The sequence below is a fragment of the Rhodoferax sp. LS1R11 genome, assembly GCF_056521395.1.
Genome location: NZ_JBWMAW010000008.1, coordinates 172,942 through 190,256, shown reverse-complemented (window position 1 = coordinate 190,256; position 17,315 = coordinate 172,942). Strand labels below are relative to the sequence as shown.

General features: G+C 61.1%; 16 protein-coding genes and 2 pseudogenes. 13 read left to right on the top strand and 5 right to left on the bottom strand.

What is annotated here, in order from left to right; all coding sequences use genetic code 11:
- Nucleotides 1-204: 204 nt before the first annotated feature.
- Nucleotides 205-417 (bottom strand): annotated as a pseudogene (locus AC097N_RS11885) (transposase domain-containing protein); the annotation flags it as partial.
- A 37-nt stretch (nt 418-454) separates the two neighbouring features.
- Nucleotides 455-820: pseudogene (locus AC097N_RS11880) on the bottom strand (integrase core domain-containing protein); the annotation flags it as partial.
- A 167-nt stretch (nt 821-987) separates the two neighbouring features.
- On the opposite strand from AC097N_RS11880, the gene AC097N_RS11875 reads away from it, so the two are divergent.
- The 9 genes from AC097N_RS11875 (at nt 988) to AC097N_RS11835 (ending at nt 9,742) form a co-directional block, all read left to right on the top strand.
- Entirely contained in the window at nt 988-1,524 is a 537-nt protein-coding gene (locus AC097N_RS11875) for a hypothetical protein (RefSeq protein WP_479581226.1), read from the top strand.
- A gap of 98 nt (nt 1,525-1,622) precedes the next feature.
- Complete coding sequence (locus AC097N_RS11870; protein WP_479581225.1) at nt 1,623-2,327, top strand: TetR/AcrR family transcriptional regulator; 705 nt, start codon at nt 1,623-1,625, stop codon at nt 2,325-2,327.
- Between the two features lie 107 nt (nt 2,328-2,434).
- Nucleotides 2,435-2,974, top strand: a complete 540-nt coding sequence (locus AC097N_RS11865) for a TRAP transporter small permease (RefSeq protein WP_479581224.1) — start codon at nt 2,435-2,437, stop codon at nt 2,972-2,974.
- A 17-nt stretch (nt 2,975-2,991) separates the two neighbouring features.
- On the top strand, nt 2,992-4,272 hold the full coding sequence (locus AC097N_RS11860) for a TRAP transporter large permease (RefSeq protein WP_479581223.1): 1,281 nt from the start codon (nt 2,992-2,994) through the stop codon (nt 4,270-4,272).
- Between the two features lie 177 nt (nt 4,273-4,449).
- A complete protein-coding gene (locus AC097N_RS11855; RefSeq protein ID WP_479581222.1) occupies nt 4,450-5,457 on the top strand; it encodes a TRAP transporter substrate-binding protein in 1,008 nt (335 codons plus the stop codon).
- 178 nt (nt 5,458-5,635) lie between these two features.
- A complete protein-coding gene (locus tag AC097N_RS11850; protein ID WP_479581221.1) occupies nt 5,636-6,085 on the top strand; it encodes a type II 3-dehydroquinate dehydratase in 450 nt (149 codons plus the stop codon).
- 35 nt (nt 6,086-6,120) lie between these two features.
- Complete coding sequence (locus tag AC097N_RS11845; RefSeq protein ID WP_479581220.1) at nt 6,121-8,058, top strand: bifunctional sugar phosphate isomerase/epimerase/4-hydroxyphenylpyruvate dioxygenase family protein; 1,938 nt, start codon at nt 6,121-6,123, stop codon at nt 8,056-8,058.
- A gap of 15 nt (nt 8,059-8,073) precedes the next feature.
- Nucleotides 8,074-8,907, top strand: a complete 834-nt coding sequence (locus AC097N_RS11840) for a shikimate dehydrogenase family protein (protein WP_479581233.1) — start codon at nt 8,074-8,076, stop codon at nt 8,905-8,907.
- Nucleotides 8,908-8,917: 10 nt separating this feature from the next.
- A complete protein-coding gene (locus AC097N_RS11835; RefSeq protein ID WP_479581219.1) occupies nt 8,918-9,742 on the top strand; it encodes an amidohydrolase family protein in 825 nt (274 codons plus the stop codon).
- Nucleotides 9,743-9,759: 17 nt separating this feature from the next.
- Here the strand turns inward: AC097N_RS11835 and AC097N_RS11830 are convergent, their stop codons facing one another.
- The 3 genes from AC097N_RS11830 to phhA are packed head-to-tail and all read right to left on the bottom strand — an operon-like array spanning nt 9,760 to nt 13,094.
- Nucleotides 9,760-11,445 carry an AMP-binding protein gene (locus AC097N_RS11830; protein ID WP_479581218.1) on the bottom strand — a complete coding sequence of 562 codons (1,686 nt, stop codon included), beginning with the start codon at nt 11,443-11,445 and terminating at the stop codon, nt 9,760-9,762.
- Between the two features lie 46 nt (nt 11,446-11,491).
- Entirely contained in the window at nt 11,492-12,229 is a 738-nt protein-coding gene (locus AC097N_RS11825; protein ID WP_479581217.1) for an FFLEELY motif protein, read from the bottom strand.
- Nucleotides 12,230-12,242: 13 nt separating this feature from the next.
- Entirely contained in the window at nt 12,243-13,094 is an 852-nt protein-coding gene (gene phhA / locus AC097N_RS11820) for a phenylalanine 4-monooxygenase (RefSeq protein ID WP_479581216.1), read from the bottom strand.
- A gap of 203 nt (nt 13,095-13,297) precedes the next feature.
- Between phhA and AC097N_RS11815 the strand changes: the two genes are divergently transcribed.
- The 4 genes from AC097N_RS11815 to lnt all read left to right on the top strand — a co-directional run bounded on the left by AC097N_RS11815 (nt 13,298) and on the right by lnt (nt 17,253).
- Nucleotides 13,298-13,771, top strand: coding sequence for an Lrp/AsnC family transcriptional regulator (locus AC097N_RS11815; RefSeq protein WP_479581215.1), 474 nt, complete (start codon nt 13,298-13,300; stop codon nt 13,769-13,771).
- Between the two features lie 160 nt (nt 13,772-13,931).
- Nucleotides 13,932-14,609 carry an N-acetyltransferase family protein gene (locus AC097N_RS11810; protein ID WP_479581214.1) on the top strand — a complete coding sequence of 226 codons (678 nt, stop codon included), beginning with the start codon at nt 13,932-13,934 and terminating at the stop codon, nt 14,607-14,609.
- An 87-nt stretch (nt 14,610-14,696) separates the two neighbouring features.
- Nucleotides 14,697-15,566, top strand: coding sequence for an HlyC/CorC family transporter (locus AC097N_RS11805; protein ID WP_479581213.1), 870 nt, complete (start codon nt 14,697-14,699; stop codon nt 15,564-15,566).
- 31 nt (nt 15,567-15,597) lie between these two features.
- Entirely contained in the window at nt 15,598-17,253 is a 1,656-nt protein-coding gene (lnt, locus tag AC097N_RS11800) for an apolipoprotein N-acyltransferase (protein ID WP_479581232.1), read from the top strand.
- Nucleotides 17,254-17,315: the final 62 nt, after the last annotated feature.

The window sequence follows — 17,315 nt, the reverse complement described above, 5'->3', positions numbered from 1 at the left end:
TTCTGCGCCGATGATAGTGCGGATTCCCGTGTGAAAGTAGGTCATCGTCAGGCTAGTCAACCAGAAACGCCCAGTCGAAAGATTGGGCGTTTTTTTTTGAGAAAAATTACAGCATTGACTCAATGGTACTTAAATTTTGATTGCCCATTGGTAAGCAACTGGTGAACACACATTGACGCGATGAGCGCGTCAATGTATCAGCCGTCAACGACTGCTTCTTTGAGGCTGCCAACGGTGGGGCAACAAGTCGCCCACGTGACTGGCGCGTTGGGTTGGCAGGAGTGACAGCACGTCCTTCATGTAGGCGTACGGGTCATGGCCATTCAATTTGGCCGATTGAATCAGGCTCATGACGGCGGCCGCACGCTGCCCGGCCCTGAGTGAGCCGGCAAACAACCAGTTTCCCCGCCCAATGGCAATCTGAATCGCCCCGGTTTTCGTGGAGGCTATTTAGTTAAAGTGAAACCGGGGTTTCGGTCTTCTCGGCAAGTAGCCGAAAGTAGTTTGCCTCAGCCTCGGCCGGTGGAATATACCCAATCGGCTCCAGCAGTCGGTGGTGGTTGAACCAAGACACCCACTCAAGGGTGGCCAGCTCCAGTGACTCCTTGGTTTTCCAGGGAGCACGGCGGTGGATCAATTCGGTTTTGTACAACCCGTTGATCGTCTCGGCCAAGGCATTGTCATAGCTGTCACCACGACTGCCGACCGAGGGTTCTATGCCAGCTTGGGCGAGGCGCTCGGTGTAAAGGATGGAGACGTACTGCGATCCCCTGTCGGAGTGATGGATCAGGGCATTGTGATCCGGCTGCCTACGCACAAGAACAGTCGGATTGAAGAGCTGCTGCCGCACCGCTGGACGCTGCTACCCCAGTAGTCGTTCAACGGTCAAGGAGTGTTGGCCGGACGCACACCAAAGAACCGGACATTACGACATATTCGACTCGCCGCACGCACCGAACTTACACGGGCGAGTTCAAAGTCCAACTGGTGGTGGCCTGCCAACAGCCCGGCATTTCCATTGCAGCATTGGCCAGTAGCCATGCGGTGAACGCCAACGTATTGCACCGCTGGCTCAAGGAACATGAGCGTAGCGGACGTCACCAGCTTCTCGGACCAAAGCCGTCTGTGGCCTCGGTTGTAACTTCACCCACCAACAAAGCTCTTGAATTGGCCTCCATCGCCGTGCAACAAAGTGCGGCGCCGAGCCAGGTACGCGGTTGCTCCTATGCCGACCTGGTCGGCCAATCGTTTGACGTGGTGTTCAACGCCACCTCGGCCAGCCTGCGCGCCGAGCTGCCGCCCGTGCCTGTCTCGGTGTTTGCAAACGGTGCTCTGGCATATGAGCTGGCCTACGCCAAGGGGCTCACGCCGTTTCTGCGCCTGGCGAAAAACGCGGACGTCAGCCAGCTGGCCGATGGGGTAGGCATGCTGGCCGAGCAGATGGCCGAGACCTTTGCGTGGTGGCGCGGGGTTAGGCCCGACACTGGCGCGATGATTGAAAAACAGACCGCGCTGCTGGTCTGAATCCCCGTCCAATGTCTGCCGCCTTGATCGGTTGGACTCAGTGTTTACCCTCGGAAAAATCGCCCTCATGGCTCGCGGTCGCGGCCTATACTTCTGGAATGAACGAGTTAGTACATTCCATTTCCACCTCCAAGACTGCCCCCAAGTCGGCAGTCAAGAAGATGGCTAGGCCAAGTGCCCCGCCTGCGCGGACCAACGACCCGGCGCGAACGATGGCCGGCATTCTGGAAGTGGCTACGACCGAGTTCGCAAACAAGGGGCTGAGCGGCGCGCGCATCGACGCCATTGCGGCGGCCACTCAAACCAGCAAGCGCATGATTTATTACTACTTTGGTAGCAAAGAGGGCCTGTATGTGGCCGTGCTGGAGGAGTCATATCGGCGCATGCGGAAAATCGAGTCCGAGCAGCAGCTGGAAGACCTGGAGCCGTTGGCGGCGCTGCGCCGGTTGGTGGAGTTCACCTTCGACCATCACCAGGGCAATCCCAACTACATCCGTCTGGTGATGAACGAGAACATGGAGCGTGGTGCCTACCTGGTACAGAGCAAAACCATCCGGGAACTCAATGTGCCGGCCATCCAGTCGATTCGCAGACTCTACGATCGGGGCGTGGCCCAGGGCGTGTTCCGGCCGGGACTGGACGCCATCGACATTCATGCCTCGATCTCGGCGCTGACCTTTTTCAATGTGTCCAACCAGCACACCTTCGGCCTGATTTTCAAGCACGACGGCCAGACCGTCGAGGCGCTGGCTGCCCGGCGCCAGAGCATCGTCGACCTGATCGTTCGCTTCGTTCAGGCCTGACAGCTCGGAGTCGGTGTGCCGCATTCACGGTATTAGGGAAACTACTGAGTCATAAAAACTAACTAGTTCGTACATTAGTGGTTCTTGATCCATAAAGGAGGCAAACCATGATCCAGAAACTGATAGATAAATACTGCCATGCGCTGTCGGTGCTGATGGCCGCTAGTCTGGCGCTGATGGTGGTGCTGGTGTTCACCAACGTCGTGTTGCGCTATGTCTTCAACTCCGGTATCACGGTGTCGGAAGAGCTGTCGCGCTGGCTGTTTGTCTGGTTGACGTTTCTGGGCGCTATCGTGGCCCTGAATGAAGGTGCCCATCTGGGTACCGACACCCTGGTTTCCCGCCTCTCGGTGCGGGGAAAGAAGGTGTGCCTGCTCCTGGGTCATCTGCTGATGCTGTACATCTGCTGGCTGATGTTCAAGGGCTCGCTGGACCAGGTCAAGGTCAACTGGGAGACCACCAGCGCCGCCATGGAAACCTCGATGGCGTTTTTCTACGGCAGCGGCATGGTGTTTGCCGTGTCAGGTGCCGTGATCCTGCTCAATCACCTGTGGCGGCTGGTGACTGGCCAGCTCGCCGAGGAAGAGCTGATCGGCATTCGGGAGTCCGAAGAAGAGCCGATTGACGTCCCCAAGCCTGTGCAGTGAACTGGGAGATATCCACCATGACTATTGCTGTTTTCCTGGGCTCCCTGCTTGCCGCCATGGCGCTGGGTGTCCCGATCGCATTTTCGCTGCTGCTCTGTGGTGCCGCCCTGATGTGGCACATGAACATGTTCGATGCGCAAATCCTGGCGCAGAACATCATGGAGGGCGCCAACAGCTTCCCGCTGCTGGCCGTGCCCTTCTTCATGCTGGCCGGTGAAATCATGAACACCGGCGGTCTTTCCAGGCGCATCGTTGACTTTGCGATGGCGCTGGTCGGCCATATCCGGGGTGGCCTGGGCTATGTGACCATCGTGGCCGCCTGTCTGTTGTCGGCCCTGTCGGGCTCGGCGGTGGCCGACGCGGCGGCCCTCACCGCGCTGCTCTTGCCGATGATGGTCAAGGCCGGCCACAACAAGGCGCGCAGCGGCGGCCTGATCGCCGCTTGCGGCGTCATCGGGCCGATCATTCCGCCGTCCATCGGTTTCGTGATCTTTGGCGTGGCCGCCAACGTCTCGATTTCCAAGCTGTTCCTGGCTGGCATCTTTCCGGGCTTCGTGCTGGCGGCGGGGCTGTGGGGCACTTGGTGGTGGTTGACGCGCCGCGAGCAGCTCGACACTCCACCGCGCCGCTCCGCTGGCGAGGTGATGCTGGCCATGCGCAAGGCCGGCTGGGCGCTGATGCTGCCGCTGATCATTCTGGTGGGGCTGCGCTTCGGCGTGTTCACGCCGACCGAGGCGGCGGTCGTCGCTGCGGTCTACGCACTGTTCGTTGCCGGCGTGATTTACCGTGAATTGACCTGGGGCCAGGTGTATGGGGTCTTTCTGGCCGCTGCCAAGACCACCGCCGTGATCATGTTCCTGGTGGCGGCCGCCATGGTTTCTGCCTGGCTGATCACCGTAGCGCAGTTGCCGCAGCAGGTGGTGACGCTGCTGCAGCCGTTGCTGGACAGCCCCAAACTGTTGCTGCTGGCCATGATGCTGCTGGTGATGATTGTCGGCACGGCCATGGACATGACGCCCACCATCCTGATCCTCACGCCGGTGCTGATGCCCATCGTCAAAGCCGCCGGTATTGACCCGGTCTACTTCGGCGTGCTGTTCATCATCAACAACTCGATTGGTCTGGTGACGCCTCCGGTCGGCACGGTGCTCAACGTGGTGGCGGGCGTGGGCAAGATGCGGATGGACGACGTCACGCGCGGCGTGATGCCCTTCATGATCGTGCAGTTCGCGGTGATGTTCCTGATGGTGCTGTTTCCGCAGATCATCATGTGGCCAACCAAGCTGCTTTACCCCTGAGCGGGACATGTGGCCCCCACGCTTGTCAGAACGCGCCCTGCGCTGCTCCCCACGGAGGCGCGGTCGCCTTGGGGTGGCCCGGCGCCGACCTTGATTTCCTCGGCGCGGGGCGTGTCTGGTACGCCATGTCCTGCGCTTCTACGGTTTGCGTACTGTGAGATTCCCAAGGAGACAACTATGAAACGTTTGACGATCAAAACTCTGGTGGCCGCCGCCGCCCTGGCTGCTTTCGGCATGGCCGGCGCGCAAGACATCAAGGAGCGCACCATCAAGTTCGCGCTTAACGGACCGGAGGGCCACCCAGCCGTCGCCGGCATGAAAAAGTTCGCCGACACCGTTGCCGCTAAGTCGGGCGGAAAAATGAAGGTCAATCTGTTCCTCGCCGGTGTGCTCGGTAGCGATCAGGCCAATGTGTCCGCCATTCAGGGCGGTACGCTGGAGATGGCCGTAATGAACACCGGCATCCTGGCCAGTGTGGCCAAGGAGCTGGCGATTTTTGACTTCCCCTTCCTGTTTGCCAACGAGAAGGAATCAGACGCCATCGTCGACGGCCCGGTCGGCAAGAAGCTGCACGCCAAGCTGGACGAGAAGGGCCTCGTAGGTCTGGCCTACTGGGAACTTGGCTATCGCCAGATGACCAACAGTAAGCGGCCCCTGAACAAGGTCGAGGACATCGACGGCCTGAAGCTGCGCGTGATTCCGAACCCGATCAACGTGGACTGGGTCAAGGCCCTGGGCGCCAACCCGACCCCCATGCCTTTCCCCGAAGTCTATGGTGGGCTTGAGCAAAAGGCCATTGACGGCCAGGAAAATCCCATCGCCGTGATCGCGGCCAATAAGTTCTGGGAAGTGCAAAAGCACATTGCCCTGACCAACCACCAGTACAACCCGCAGTCGGTGATCTTCAGCAAGAAGGTCTGGGAGACGTTGAGCGCAGCCGAGAAGAAAATTCTTGACGACGCTGCCGACGACGCCGCCAAGTTTCAGCGCGAGCAGTCGCGCGCAGCGGTGGCCGCCAATCTGGAGTTGCTCAAGAAAAATGGCATGACCGTCACCCAGTTCCCGCCGGCCGAAGTGGCCAAGCTGCGCGAGAAGATGAAGCCGGTGATTGCCAAGTACAGCGCCACCGTGGGCGAGGCGACCGTCAACGAAATGATGGCCGAGCTGGCCAAGCTGCGCAAGTAAGCTGTGCCTGCGCTGACATCCTCAACGCGGGTGTCAGCGCATCTTCCGCCTCACTGTAGGCCTGGTTGTTTGCATCAATATCAATATCAGTATCAATCGCAATGCGGCAGCGGGCGCCGGACACCTTGGTCAGGTTTTTGAGTGGCCCATCCATTGATTTCCATTAGAAAGAAAACCCATGAAAATCCTCATGCTCCACGGCATCAATCACAACATGTTTGGCAAGCGCGACCCCAAGCAATACGGCACTATCACGCTGGACGAGATCAATGCCAGCCTGGTCGCGCTGGGCCAGGAGCTGGGCACGCAAGTTGAATGCTTTCAGACCAACAGCGAAGGCGAGATGTGCGAGCGCATTCACCAGGGCTATACCGATGGGGTTGACGCTGTCCTGATCAATGCCGGCGCCTGGACCCATTACAGCTACGGCATCCGTGATGCGCTGGCCATCCTGATCTGCCCGATTGTGGAACTGCACATGTCCAACATCCACGCCCGTGAGCCGTTCCGCCACGTGTCGGTGTTTGGTGAAATCGTCAAGGGCCAAATTTGTGGCTTTGGCGTGGACAGTTATCTGCTGGGTTTGCGTGCTGGTGTGTCCGCCGCGCAATCTGCCTCCAAGGCTTGAGCCTGCTGAACCCCAGAACCAAAACCGGGTTATCCATGCGCCATTCAATCGCTACCGTTTCTCTCTCCGGCATGCTGCGCGAGAAGCTGCAGGCCGCGGCCGCGGCGCGCTTTGATGGCGTGGAAATCTTCGAAAACGACCTGTTGCAGTTTCCCGGCACGCCGCGCGATGTGCGCCGCCTGTGTGAGGACCTCGGGCTCACGATCGACATGTTCCAGCCGTTTCGTGATTTCGACGGCACCAGCCCCGCCCAACTGGCCCGCAATCTGGAGCGCGCCGAACGCAAGTTCGACGTCATGCAGGAACTGGGCACGCCGTTGATTCTGGTGTGTTCCAACGTCCAGCCCGACGCCTTGAGCGATGTGGATCAGCTCGCTGAACAGTTTTACCAGTTGGCCGAACACGCCGGACGGCGCGGCATGCGCGTGGCCTATGAGGCGCTGGCCTGGGGCAGCAAGGTCAAGCTCTGGTCGCAGGCCTGGGCCGTGGTGGAGCGGGTCAACCACCCGCACATGGGTTTGGCGCTGGACAGCTTTCATACCCTGTCGCTGCGTGACGACCCCAGCGGCATTGCCCAACTGCCCGGCGACAAGATATTCTTTCTCCAGTTGGCGGATGCCCCCTGGGTGAACACCGATGTGCTGACGCACAGCCGACACTACCGTTGTTTCCCCGGCCAGGGGGAGTTGGAGATGACCCGGTTCACCGCCGCAGTGATCGACTCGGGCTACAGCGGGCCGCTTTCGCTTGAGATTTTCAACGACGAATTCCGCTCCGCACCAGCGCGCGCCAATGCAGTCGATGCCAAGCGCTCGCTGCTGTGGCTCGAAGACCAGGTGCGCCAAAGCCGGCCTCAGGGGGCGCCGCCCTGCAAGGTGCCCCTGTTTGCGCCGCCCCCTCCACCGTTGCTCACCGGGTGGGCCTTTGTCGAGTTCGCGGTTGATCCGGCGGCCGGCACACGCCTGGCCGGCTGGCTGCAGGCCAGCGGCTTTCGCCGTATCGGCCAGCACTGTTCCAAGAAGGTGGATTTGTATGGCCAGGGCGAGGTGCGCATCATCCTCAACCTGGAAGAGGATTCCTTTGCCCGCAGTCATTTCGAATTGCACGGCACCTCGGTTTGCGCCGTGGCACTGGCCACGCAGGATGTGGGCGCTGCGCTCGTGCGTGCCGAAGCCTTGCTGTGCCCGCGTGTGGCGGGCCGTGTGGGCCAGAACGAATTGACCATCCCGGCCGTGCGCGCGCCGGATGGCAGTCAGGTGTATTTCTGCGAGACACCCCATGGCGGGCGCTACCCGTTCGAGACTGACTTTGTAATCGACGAGATCGCCCTGCACAGTGGTGTGCTCGGCGACATGGCGCGCTTTGACCATCTGGTGCAGGCGGTGCCGGCCGGTCAGGTGGAGCCCTGGGTGCTGTTCCATCGTGCGGTGCTGGGGTTGGTGCCCGAGCGCAATGTGGTGTTGCATGACCCTTATGGCGTGATCCGAAGCCGCGAGATTGAATCGGCCGACCGCGCGGTGCGCACCTCCATCACGGTCTCGGAGCGCGACAACACGTCGGTCTCCCGGGCTGTGTCGAATTTTCGCGGAGCCGGGGTGCAGCAGATTGCCATTGCGGTCCCTGATCTGCTTGTGACGGCACGGGCGCTCAAAGCCTCGGGTGCGCCGCTGCTGCCGATGCCGACCAACTATTACGACGACTTGCTGGCCAAGTACGACATCGAGCCCGCCTTGCTGGCGGCGATGCGCGAACTGGGCATTCTGTACGACCGCGAGGTCGACGGTGCGGAGTTCCTGCACCTGTACCTTACCCCGTTTGATGACCGCTTTCACTTTGAATTGGTCGAGCGCCGTGGTGGCTACACCGGCTACGGTGCGCCCAACGCGCCGTCGCGACTGGCGGCCATGGCCTTGTGGCGCGAGATGCAGACCACCAATACTCCCGATAACGAACCTCAGTGGCACATTGATTGACAGGAAACAGACATGATCATCAACGGCAACACCGAAATCATCGCCCATATCGGCTTCCCGACGCACGCCTTCAAGGCGCCCATGATTTACAACCCCTGGTTTGAAAAGGCCGGAGTCAATGCCATCGTGGTGCCCATGGGCTGCCAGGCGCAGGACTATCCTGATTTTTTGCGCGCGGTTTTCAAACTGGCGAATATTCGTGGTGCCCTCATCACCATGCCCCACAAGGTCACGACCGTTGGTCTGCTTGACGAGGTGCTGCCCACGGCCGCGATTGCCGGTTCGTGCAATGCTGTGCGTCGGCTGCCCGATGGCCGCTTGCAGGGCGACATGTTTGACGGCGAAGGTTTTGTGCGCGGCGTGTTGCGCAAAGGCATGGTCTTGAAAGGTGCCCGTGCGTTGGTTGTGGGCAGCGGCGGTGTGGGCTCAGCCATCGCGGCTTCGCTGGCGGCTGCTGGCGTGTCGGCCTTGGCTCTGTATGACATGTATCCGGCGTCCGCCATCGGCCTGGGTGATCGTCTGCGCCAGCATTACCCCGCCCTGGAGGTCACCCTGGGTGCCAATGACCCTGCCGGATTTGACCTGGTGGTCAATGCAACACCCATGGGCATGAACGAAGGCGACGCCATGCCGATGGACGTGTCACGCATTGACGCCAAGACCTTTGTCGGCGAGGTCGTGATGAAAACCGAGATGACCGCTTTTCTGGCTGCCGCCAAAGCCCGTGGTTGTGCCGTGCAGGTGGGCTCCGACATGTTGTTTGAACAGATTCCTGCGTACCTCGAATATTTTGGCTTTCCGAGCACCACGCCTGACGTGCTGCGCTCGGTGGCGACGCTGGCGTATTGAGCTTGAGATGATGAACTCACTGCGTCGGATCGATTGCCATGTGCACGTCTTTGATCCGGTCCGTTTCCCCTACGCCCAGGACGCCTGGTATTTGCCTTCGGGCGGGGAGACTGGCACGGTCGACGACCTCGGCCAAGTCCTCGATGCCCACGGTGTACAGCATGCGTTGATCGTAGGCCCCAACTCCGGCTACGGCCTGGACAACCGTTGCCTGCTCGACGCGCTGGTCCGGGGGGCTGGCCGCTACAAGGGTGTTGCGGTGGTCAACAACCACGCCGGCCGTCAGGAGCTGCAGGATTTGCAGGCGGCGGGCGTGGTGGGCGTGGCCTTCAATGTGGCACTGCTGGGCGTTGACTTCTACCGCAATACGGGGCCTTTGCTGGCGCGTTTGTGTGAACTCGGCATGTGGGCCCAGGTGCAGGTGCAAGCGGATGAGCTGGTGGCGCTCCAGCCCATGTTGCAAGACAGCGGTGCGCGTTTGCTGTTTGACCATTGTGGTCGCCCGACCCCTGCTGCGGGCGTGGGGCAGGCCGGATTTGCAGCGCTGCTGGGGTTGGCTGACACCGGCCGGGCCTGCGTCAAGCTCTCGGGGTTGACCAAATGCTCAGACCTTCCGTATCCGTACTCTGACGCCTGGCCCTATGTGCAGGCACTTGTCGAGGCCTACACGCCCGAAGCCCTGGTGTGGGCTTCTGATTGGCCCTTTCTGCGTGCGCCTGCCCGGATCGACTATGGCCCCCTGGTCACACTTTTTGACCAACTGCTGCCGGATGAGGCCGCGCGCCAGGCTGTGTTGTGGGACACCCCCAGGCGGTTGTTCGGTTTCGGCGGCTAAGGCCTGGCGCTGCGCCTTTACTTGCCGACCCGCAGCTCCCGTCTGAGAATTTTTCCGACGTTTGACTTCGGCAGCGCGTCCCGGAATTCAATGTATTTGGGCTGTTTGTAGCCGGTCAGGTTTTTCTGACAATAGCTGGCAATGTCGTCTTCTGACAAGGTCGGGTTGTCCTTCACGATGAAGACCTTGATGGCTTCGCCCTGTTTCTGGTCGGGGATGCCAATCACCGCGCACTCCATCACACCGTCGCACAGCGAGATGACGTTCTCCAGTTCGCTGGGGAAAACGTTGAAGCCACTCACCAGAATCATGTCCTTTTTACGGTCCACAATTTGGGTGTAACCCCGCTCGTCCATCACACCGACATCCCCTGTGCGCATGAACCCGTCGGCGGTAAAGGCCCGCAGGTTTTCCTCCGGCTGCAAATAGTAGCCCGTCATCACGTTGGGTCCCCGGATGCAGATTTCACCGGATTGGCCCTGCGCCACGGCGTTGCCCTCGTCATCCTTGATGGCGATGTCAATGCCGGGCAGAGGCAGGCCGATGGTGCCTGAGAACGCCGTTGAGGTGACCGGGTTATTGGTACCCATCGCACAGGTCTCGCTCATGCCCCAACCTTCAACCATCGGGCAGCCAGTCACCTCCAGCCAGTGCTTGGCCGTCCCCGCGGAGGCCGCCATGCCGCCGGCTTGCGAAACACACAGGCTTGAGAAATCAACAGTCTTGAACTGGGGGTGGTGCAAGAGCGCGTTGAACAACGTGTTGACGGCGGGCAGGACATGAAAGGGCCGTTTTTTCAGCGTGGCAATAAAGCCGCCGAAATCACGCGGATTGGGAATCAGCGTCATGTGCGATCCCCACCGGATCGCGAGCAGCGACAGCGACAGCGCGAAGATGTGATACAGCGGCAGTGCGGCAATGCTGTTGATTTTCTTGATATCGCCCACGCGGTTCAAGGCGGGGCTGAACCACGCTTCTGCCTGCAGGACGGCCGCCACGATATTGCGATGGGTCAGCACGGCGCCTTTGCTCAAGCCGGTGGTTCCCCCCGTGTACTGCAAGAAGGCAATCGAGTCGAGTGTGCTGGGTGCTGACTTGAAGGGCAGTGCCGCACCCTCCGCAATCGCCTTCTTGAATGTGGTCACCGTTCGGCCACCTGACAGCGTCAGTTTGTAGGCCGGTACCAGTTTGGCCAGATGGCGGACCGCAAATGTCAGCCAGGCACCGTACCAAAAGCCCAGCAGGTCGCCCATGGACGCCACCACCACATGTTGGATGGCCGTGCGGTCGATCACTTCGGCCAGTGTGGACGCAAAGTTTTCCATCACGACAATGGTGGTCGCACCCGAGTCCTTGAGTTGATGCGCCAGTTCACGCGCCGTGTACAAGGGGTTCACGTTGACGCAGACAAAACCGGCGCGCAGCACGGCCGCCATGGTGACCGGGAACTGGGGAATGTTGGGCAACATGAGGGCAACCCGGGCGCCGGGCGCCAGCCCCTTGCTTTGAAGCCATGCACCCAAAGCTGACGAGAGATGGTCGAGTTGACCGTAGCTCATCCAGCTTTCCATGCAGACCGAAAAAGGACTGGATGCATTCTTCTGGAAAGACTCTTCCAGCATGTGTGTCAGCGATCGGTATTGTTCGGGGTTGACGTCGTGGGCGACGCCTTCGGGGTAGCTCTTGAGCCAGATTTTTTCCATGATGAACTCCTGTGCCTTGATTCTCAGCCAGGACCACCTGGGTTCGTTACCGGGGTTGCCCCAGTAGGAGGGTGATTTCCGTCTCGCAGGCGACAGTCGGCGCATCAAATAGCCGGTCAATCAAGCCGGATTCGCGGGTTCGCACCGTGTTCAGAAAATAAGTCGTGCCGTCGCCTTTGCGACCCATGGCGGCAAAGGTGTCAAAGCCCGTTTCAAGAAAGCGTTGCAGGGAACCCAGTCCGGCCACGGTGGCGGGTTTGCGCATCATTTTGAGCATCAGGCGAAGTCCTGGCGTGCGCGTCAACCGGTTCAGTTCCTGGCCCACGTCCAGCACGATGGCCACCTGCCTGTTGCGGTCGGGGCGCCTGTCGACGGCCCGCCAGGCACGGAGGTAGCGGCTGGCTTCGTGGGGATCGGGGTCGGCCTTCCAGTGTTGGGCCATGGCGAAGTCAAGCTCTTCGGTCAGGAGGTGCAGCTTCGCCAGCGCCACGGCGGTCTGCACTACCTGGGCGGGAAACAAGCGCTCCAAGCCACCCGCAATACGCGCAAATTGCGCGTCGCGTTCGGCGTAATCCTTCTCGCTGTAAAGCTCATCCAGAAAGAACTGGGACGCCGGACCGAATTGGCTTGAATGAAACAGGTCGTTGTAAGTGCCCGTGAACCGCCTCGCCTGAAAGTGCTTGATGGCACTGACCGCCAAAGCGAGCGCGGGGTCCGCCGACGCGGTGAGCCGGAGTGTCGTCACCTGCGTGACCGCGTCGCGAATGATCTGCGTTGCTTCCATGCCTGCAGTCTAGCTAAAGTTTGATCACGATGTCCCCTGACAGCCTCTCGTCTGCGGCAATGTCCGGCCGGTTTTTTACATCCTCATACAGGGGCGTGAAATCAGGTTCGGTCAGTCCGAACAACTGGGCGAAACTGTCGATCACAAAGTAGGTTTGCTGGTAGCTGTCAATCTTGTAGCGGGTGCGCATGGCGCGTTGCAGATCGAGCTGTATCCGGCGGGGCTCCGGGCTGGTCACCGCATACTTCAGTTCACCCGATGAACTCAGGATGCCTGCTCCATAGGCCCTCAGGCCGTTGTCCTGCAGGATCAGACCGAATTCAATGGTGTACCAGTACAAGCGGGAAAGCTGTTCACAGGCGCCCAGCTCATGGGCCTTGAGTCCCCCCTGGCCGTAGCGCTGGACATAGTCGGCAAGCACCGGGTTAAACAGCATGGGGACGTGACCGAAGAGGTCGTGAAACACATCGGGCTCCACGATGTAGTCAAACTCATCGGGCGAGCGGATCCAGTCTGTGACTGGAAATTGGCGGTTCGCCAGCAGGGTGAAGAAGGCGACCTCCGGGATCAGCCCCGGCACCGACACAATTTCCCACCCGGTGGCGGGACGCAACCGTTGATTGATGTCTTCAAACCGCGGAATGCGCTCCTTCTCGCCCAGCGAGGGCAGGGCCGCGAGGAATTCATCACAGGCCAGGCCTGGCAGCAGTGCGGCCTGACGCTCATACAAGCGCCGGTACGTATCGTGGTCGGCGGCGGTGTACTGGTCGTAGTTTTGGGCGCAGGTGTAGTCCGCGCCAGCGCGCGAATAGTCGCCACGCGGCGGACGGGCACTGGCACCGTAAACAACAGGTTCAACCGCCATGCTGCCTCCCGCCTGCGGGGGCGATGAGCGAGTGGCACGCGGTGCCGCGCAAGGATCTGTATCTCATGAGGGATGCTCCGATGGACGGGCGGTTGCGCCCGGTTGTAACCCAGGGTCCAGTCTAGGGTTGAAACCCCTGCGGAAACCTGCAAATTACGGATCATGGCTTGCCCAAAGCGCAGCAATCCTGCAAGATGCGGCGCATGGAAACACTGGACAAGCTTGACAAGTTGATTTTGAGCAGTCTGCAGGTCAATGGACGCGCCACCTACGACCAGATTGCAGAGGTCGTCAACCTCTCTCCCAGTGCCGTCTTGCGCCGGGTGAAACGGCTTGAAGACAGCGGCGTGATTGACCGTTACGTAGCCCTGGTCAAGCCCGAGTCGGTTGGCCTGGGCCTGATGGCCCACATCACGGTACGGCTGGAAAAAAACACGGAAAACCACAAGCGCAATCCGCGCGATCTGTTCCGGGCCAGCGTTCAAACCTGGCCGGAGGTGGTGGAGTGCGATGCCCTGAGCGGTGAAATGGATTACTTCCTCAGAGTTCTGGTGCGCGACATGAGTGCCTATTCCCGTTTTGTGATGGACACCCTGCTCAAGCACCCCAGCGTCCAGGACTGCCGAACCAGTTTTGTGCTGGACCGTCTCAAGGCCACCACAGCCGTGCCGCTGTAGCGGCTGGGAATGCACCGGGTCCCTGACGCAAAACGGACAAAGTCCACGTTTTGTGCGGGAATTGCGTCTCTGGGTTGGTCTCTCTAGGGAAAACCCTTATATTCCTGCCATGGTTAAAACAAGGCAATTGACAAATACACCGTCTGACCCAGGCGTTGTGGTGTCGCACGCCTCCCTGCCGGACGGGGTGCCTGCAGGGCAAAAGTCTTCTTTGCTGCAAGTGCCGATCCGCTCCCTGGGCGAGAACCACCGCGAGCGGATCAAGCGCCACCTGCTGGCGCTGGAGCCGACCGATCGCTACCTGCGCTTCGGTTTCGCGGCCAACGACGAGCAGATCCAGCGCTACACCGATGGCCTGAACTTTGACCGTGACGAGATTTTTGGCATCTACAACCGACGGCTCGAATTGATTGCGATGGCCCATCTCGCTTTTTCGACGGACAGCAGCCTGGATGCCTGTGCCGAGTTTGGCGTGTCGGTCCTCAAATCGGCACGGGGTCGCGGCTATGGCGCGCGCTTGTTTGACCGCGCCGCCATGCATGCCCGCAATGAGGGCGTGAGTCGCATGTTCATTCATGCGCTGAGTGAGAACACGGCCATGCTGAAAATCGCCCGCAAGGCAGGAGCCACCGTCGAGCGCGACGGCTCGGAGTCTGAAGCGCATCTGCGCTTGCTGCCCGCTACCTTTGACACCCGCATGACCGAGCTGGTTGAGGAGCAACTGGCCCAGGCGGACTACCGGATCAAGGTGCAGGTCAAGCAGTTTTGGGATGTCCTGGCAGGTGTACAGGCGCTACGGCGCGACGTGCAGGACGCCCAGCGCAAGCACCCGCAATAGCGTTGTGCGGCAGACACAAAAGAACCTGTCACAGTAATCCGCTATCCTAGAGCCTCGTCAACAACCGCATGTCCTGCTCCTCTGGCTGTGTCAGACCCCCATCCCGCGCGACTCCCTGACAGGGAAGACAAGCGCACTTTCCTGCAAAAACTGGCCGAGTTCCTTCACCCGGGTCCGGACTCTGCAGCCGAATTAATTGAAACCCTGGCGGAAGCCGAAGACAACAAGATCATTGGCCCCGAGTCGCGCATGATGCTCGAAGGCGTGATCCGCATGGCCGACATGACGGCTGGCGACGTCATGGTGCCCGCCACGCGGATGGACCTGGTCAACATCAGCGAACCGCACGACGCCTTGCTGCACGGCGTCATTGACGCCGGGCATTCTCGCTTTCCGGTCTATGAAGGTGAACGCGAAAACATCATTGGCATCCTGATGGCCAAGGACCTGCTCAAGCTGCAGCGCGCGCCCGAGCACAACATCCGCGCACTCTTGCGCCCGGCGGTCTTCATCCCTGAAACCAAGGGGCTCAACGACCTGTTGCGTGACTTCCGGGGCAACCGCAACCACCAGGCCATCGTGATCGACGAATTTGGCCGCGTCGCGGGCCTCATCACCATTGAAGACGTGCTGGAACAAATCGTGGGCGAAATCGAAGATGAGTTCGACATTGCCGAAGACGAAGGCGACATCTTTGGCTTGGCCGACCGCACCTTCCGGGTCAGCGGCGACACCACGGTCGAGCGCGTGGACGATGCCTTCAACGTCAAACTCATTGGCAGCGACCCCGAGGATGAGTTCGACACCATTGGCGGCCTGATCGCTCACGAAATGGGGCACGTACCCAAGCGCGGCGAGCACCACACGATGGCGGGCCTCAACTTTGTGGTCATGCACACCAAAGGTGGTGCCGTGAAATGGTTCAAGGTCTCACCGGCCGTCGATGAGCCGGTTTGACGTGCTGCGCCAGGCATCGCCCTGGCGGGCGATGCTGACCTCCCGCCTGTTCCTGCTGAAGATGGTGACCGCCCTGGTCGCGGGTGTGGCGCACGCCGCCAGCCTGGCCTGGCCGCTCTCGTCGGAGGCTTCCTTGTTGGCCTTGCTGGGGCTGCGTCATGGGCAGCCTGCCTGGTGGCTGCAATTGCTCTCGCTGGGGGTGCTGGCCTGGTTGCTTGACGTGCTGCGTGACGCCGGCCCCGCAGACCGCCGTGGTGGTGGCTGGCGCCTTGCCGTGGTCCTGAGCTGGCTGTTCACCACGGCTTGGCTGGCCAGCACCTTTTGGTGGACCTACGTGGCCATGCACACCTACGGGGGCTTGCCCGCCGTCTTGACCGCATTGGCGGTGATCTCTCTGGCCGGCTTGCTGGCCCTGTATTACGCCGCAGTTTGTGGGCTGTTTATGGCTCTGGCCCCCGTCAATAAAGCGGGAGCAGCTATCATTTTTGCAGCATTCTGGTTGTTGGCCGAGATGGCCCGGGGCATCTGGCTGACCGGCTTTGGCTGGGGCGCCGCCGGGTACGCCCATGTGGAGGGTCCGTTGGCGGGCCTGGCGCCGTGGGTGGGGGCCTATGGCTTGTGCTTTGTCGCCGCCTGGCTGGCCATGACCCTGGCACAAGCGGTTCGTGGCCCGGTCTGGCGCAGCCGGGGTGTGGCGCTGGCCGTGGCGCTGGTGGTGCTGGTACAGCCCACCCTGAACCAGGGGGGCGGGTCTGACCCGGCCAAGTCCACCGGGCGTCTGGCGGTCACGCTGTTGCAGGGCAACATTCCCCAGGACGAAAAGTTCGAGTCCGGCAGCGGGGTGCCCCTGGCTTTGCAGTGGTATGCCGAGCAACTGCAAAAAAGCAGCACCGCGCTCGTCGTCGCGCCTGAAACCGCCATCCCCCTGCTGCCCCAGCAATTGCCCCCCGGCTACTGGGCGGCCCTGCAGCAGCGCTTTGCCACCGGCCAGCAGGCGGCGCTGATCGGCATGCCCCTGGGCAATCTGGAGTCGGGTTACACCAACTCCGTGGTGGGGCTCCAGCCCGGGCAGGCGCAGCCCGCGCGCTACGACAAGCACCACCTGGTGCCCTTCGGTGAGTTCATTCCGCCGATGTTCAAGTGGTTCACCGCCATGATGAACATCCCCCTGGGCGACTTCAACCGCGGCGCGCTGGCGCAGCCCACCTTTGACTGGCAGGGCCAGCGCCTGGCCCCCAATATTTGTTACGAAGACCTGTTTGGTGAAGAACTGGGCCAGCTGTTTGCCGACCCCGCGAAGGCGCCTACGATCTTTGTCAACATCAGCAACCTCGCGTGGTTTGGCGACAGCATGGCCATGGACCAGCACCTGCAGATTGCCCGCATGCGCGCGCTGGAGTTCCAGCGGCCCTTTGTGCTCGCCACCAACACCGGCACCACGGCCATCGTGGACCATCAGGGGCGTGTCATCAGCACCTTGGCGCGGAACACCCGGGGCGTTTTGGTCGGTGAGGTGGAAGGCCGAACCGGGGTGACGCCGTTTGCCTGGTGGGTGGCCCGTTTCGGCCTCTGGCCATTCTGGTTGCTGGCCAGCCTCTCGGTCTTGCTGGTCGCGCGCACCGGCTGGCGCCAACGGCGCGCTGCCGCTGTTGCGTTCCAGCAAGGCACGCCTGCGGAACACCCGTAAAATCGTTGGGTAGCGCGCGAACGTCGCGCGTGTTTCCCAACCCCAGGGCGCGCCCCGTCCGC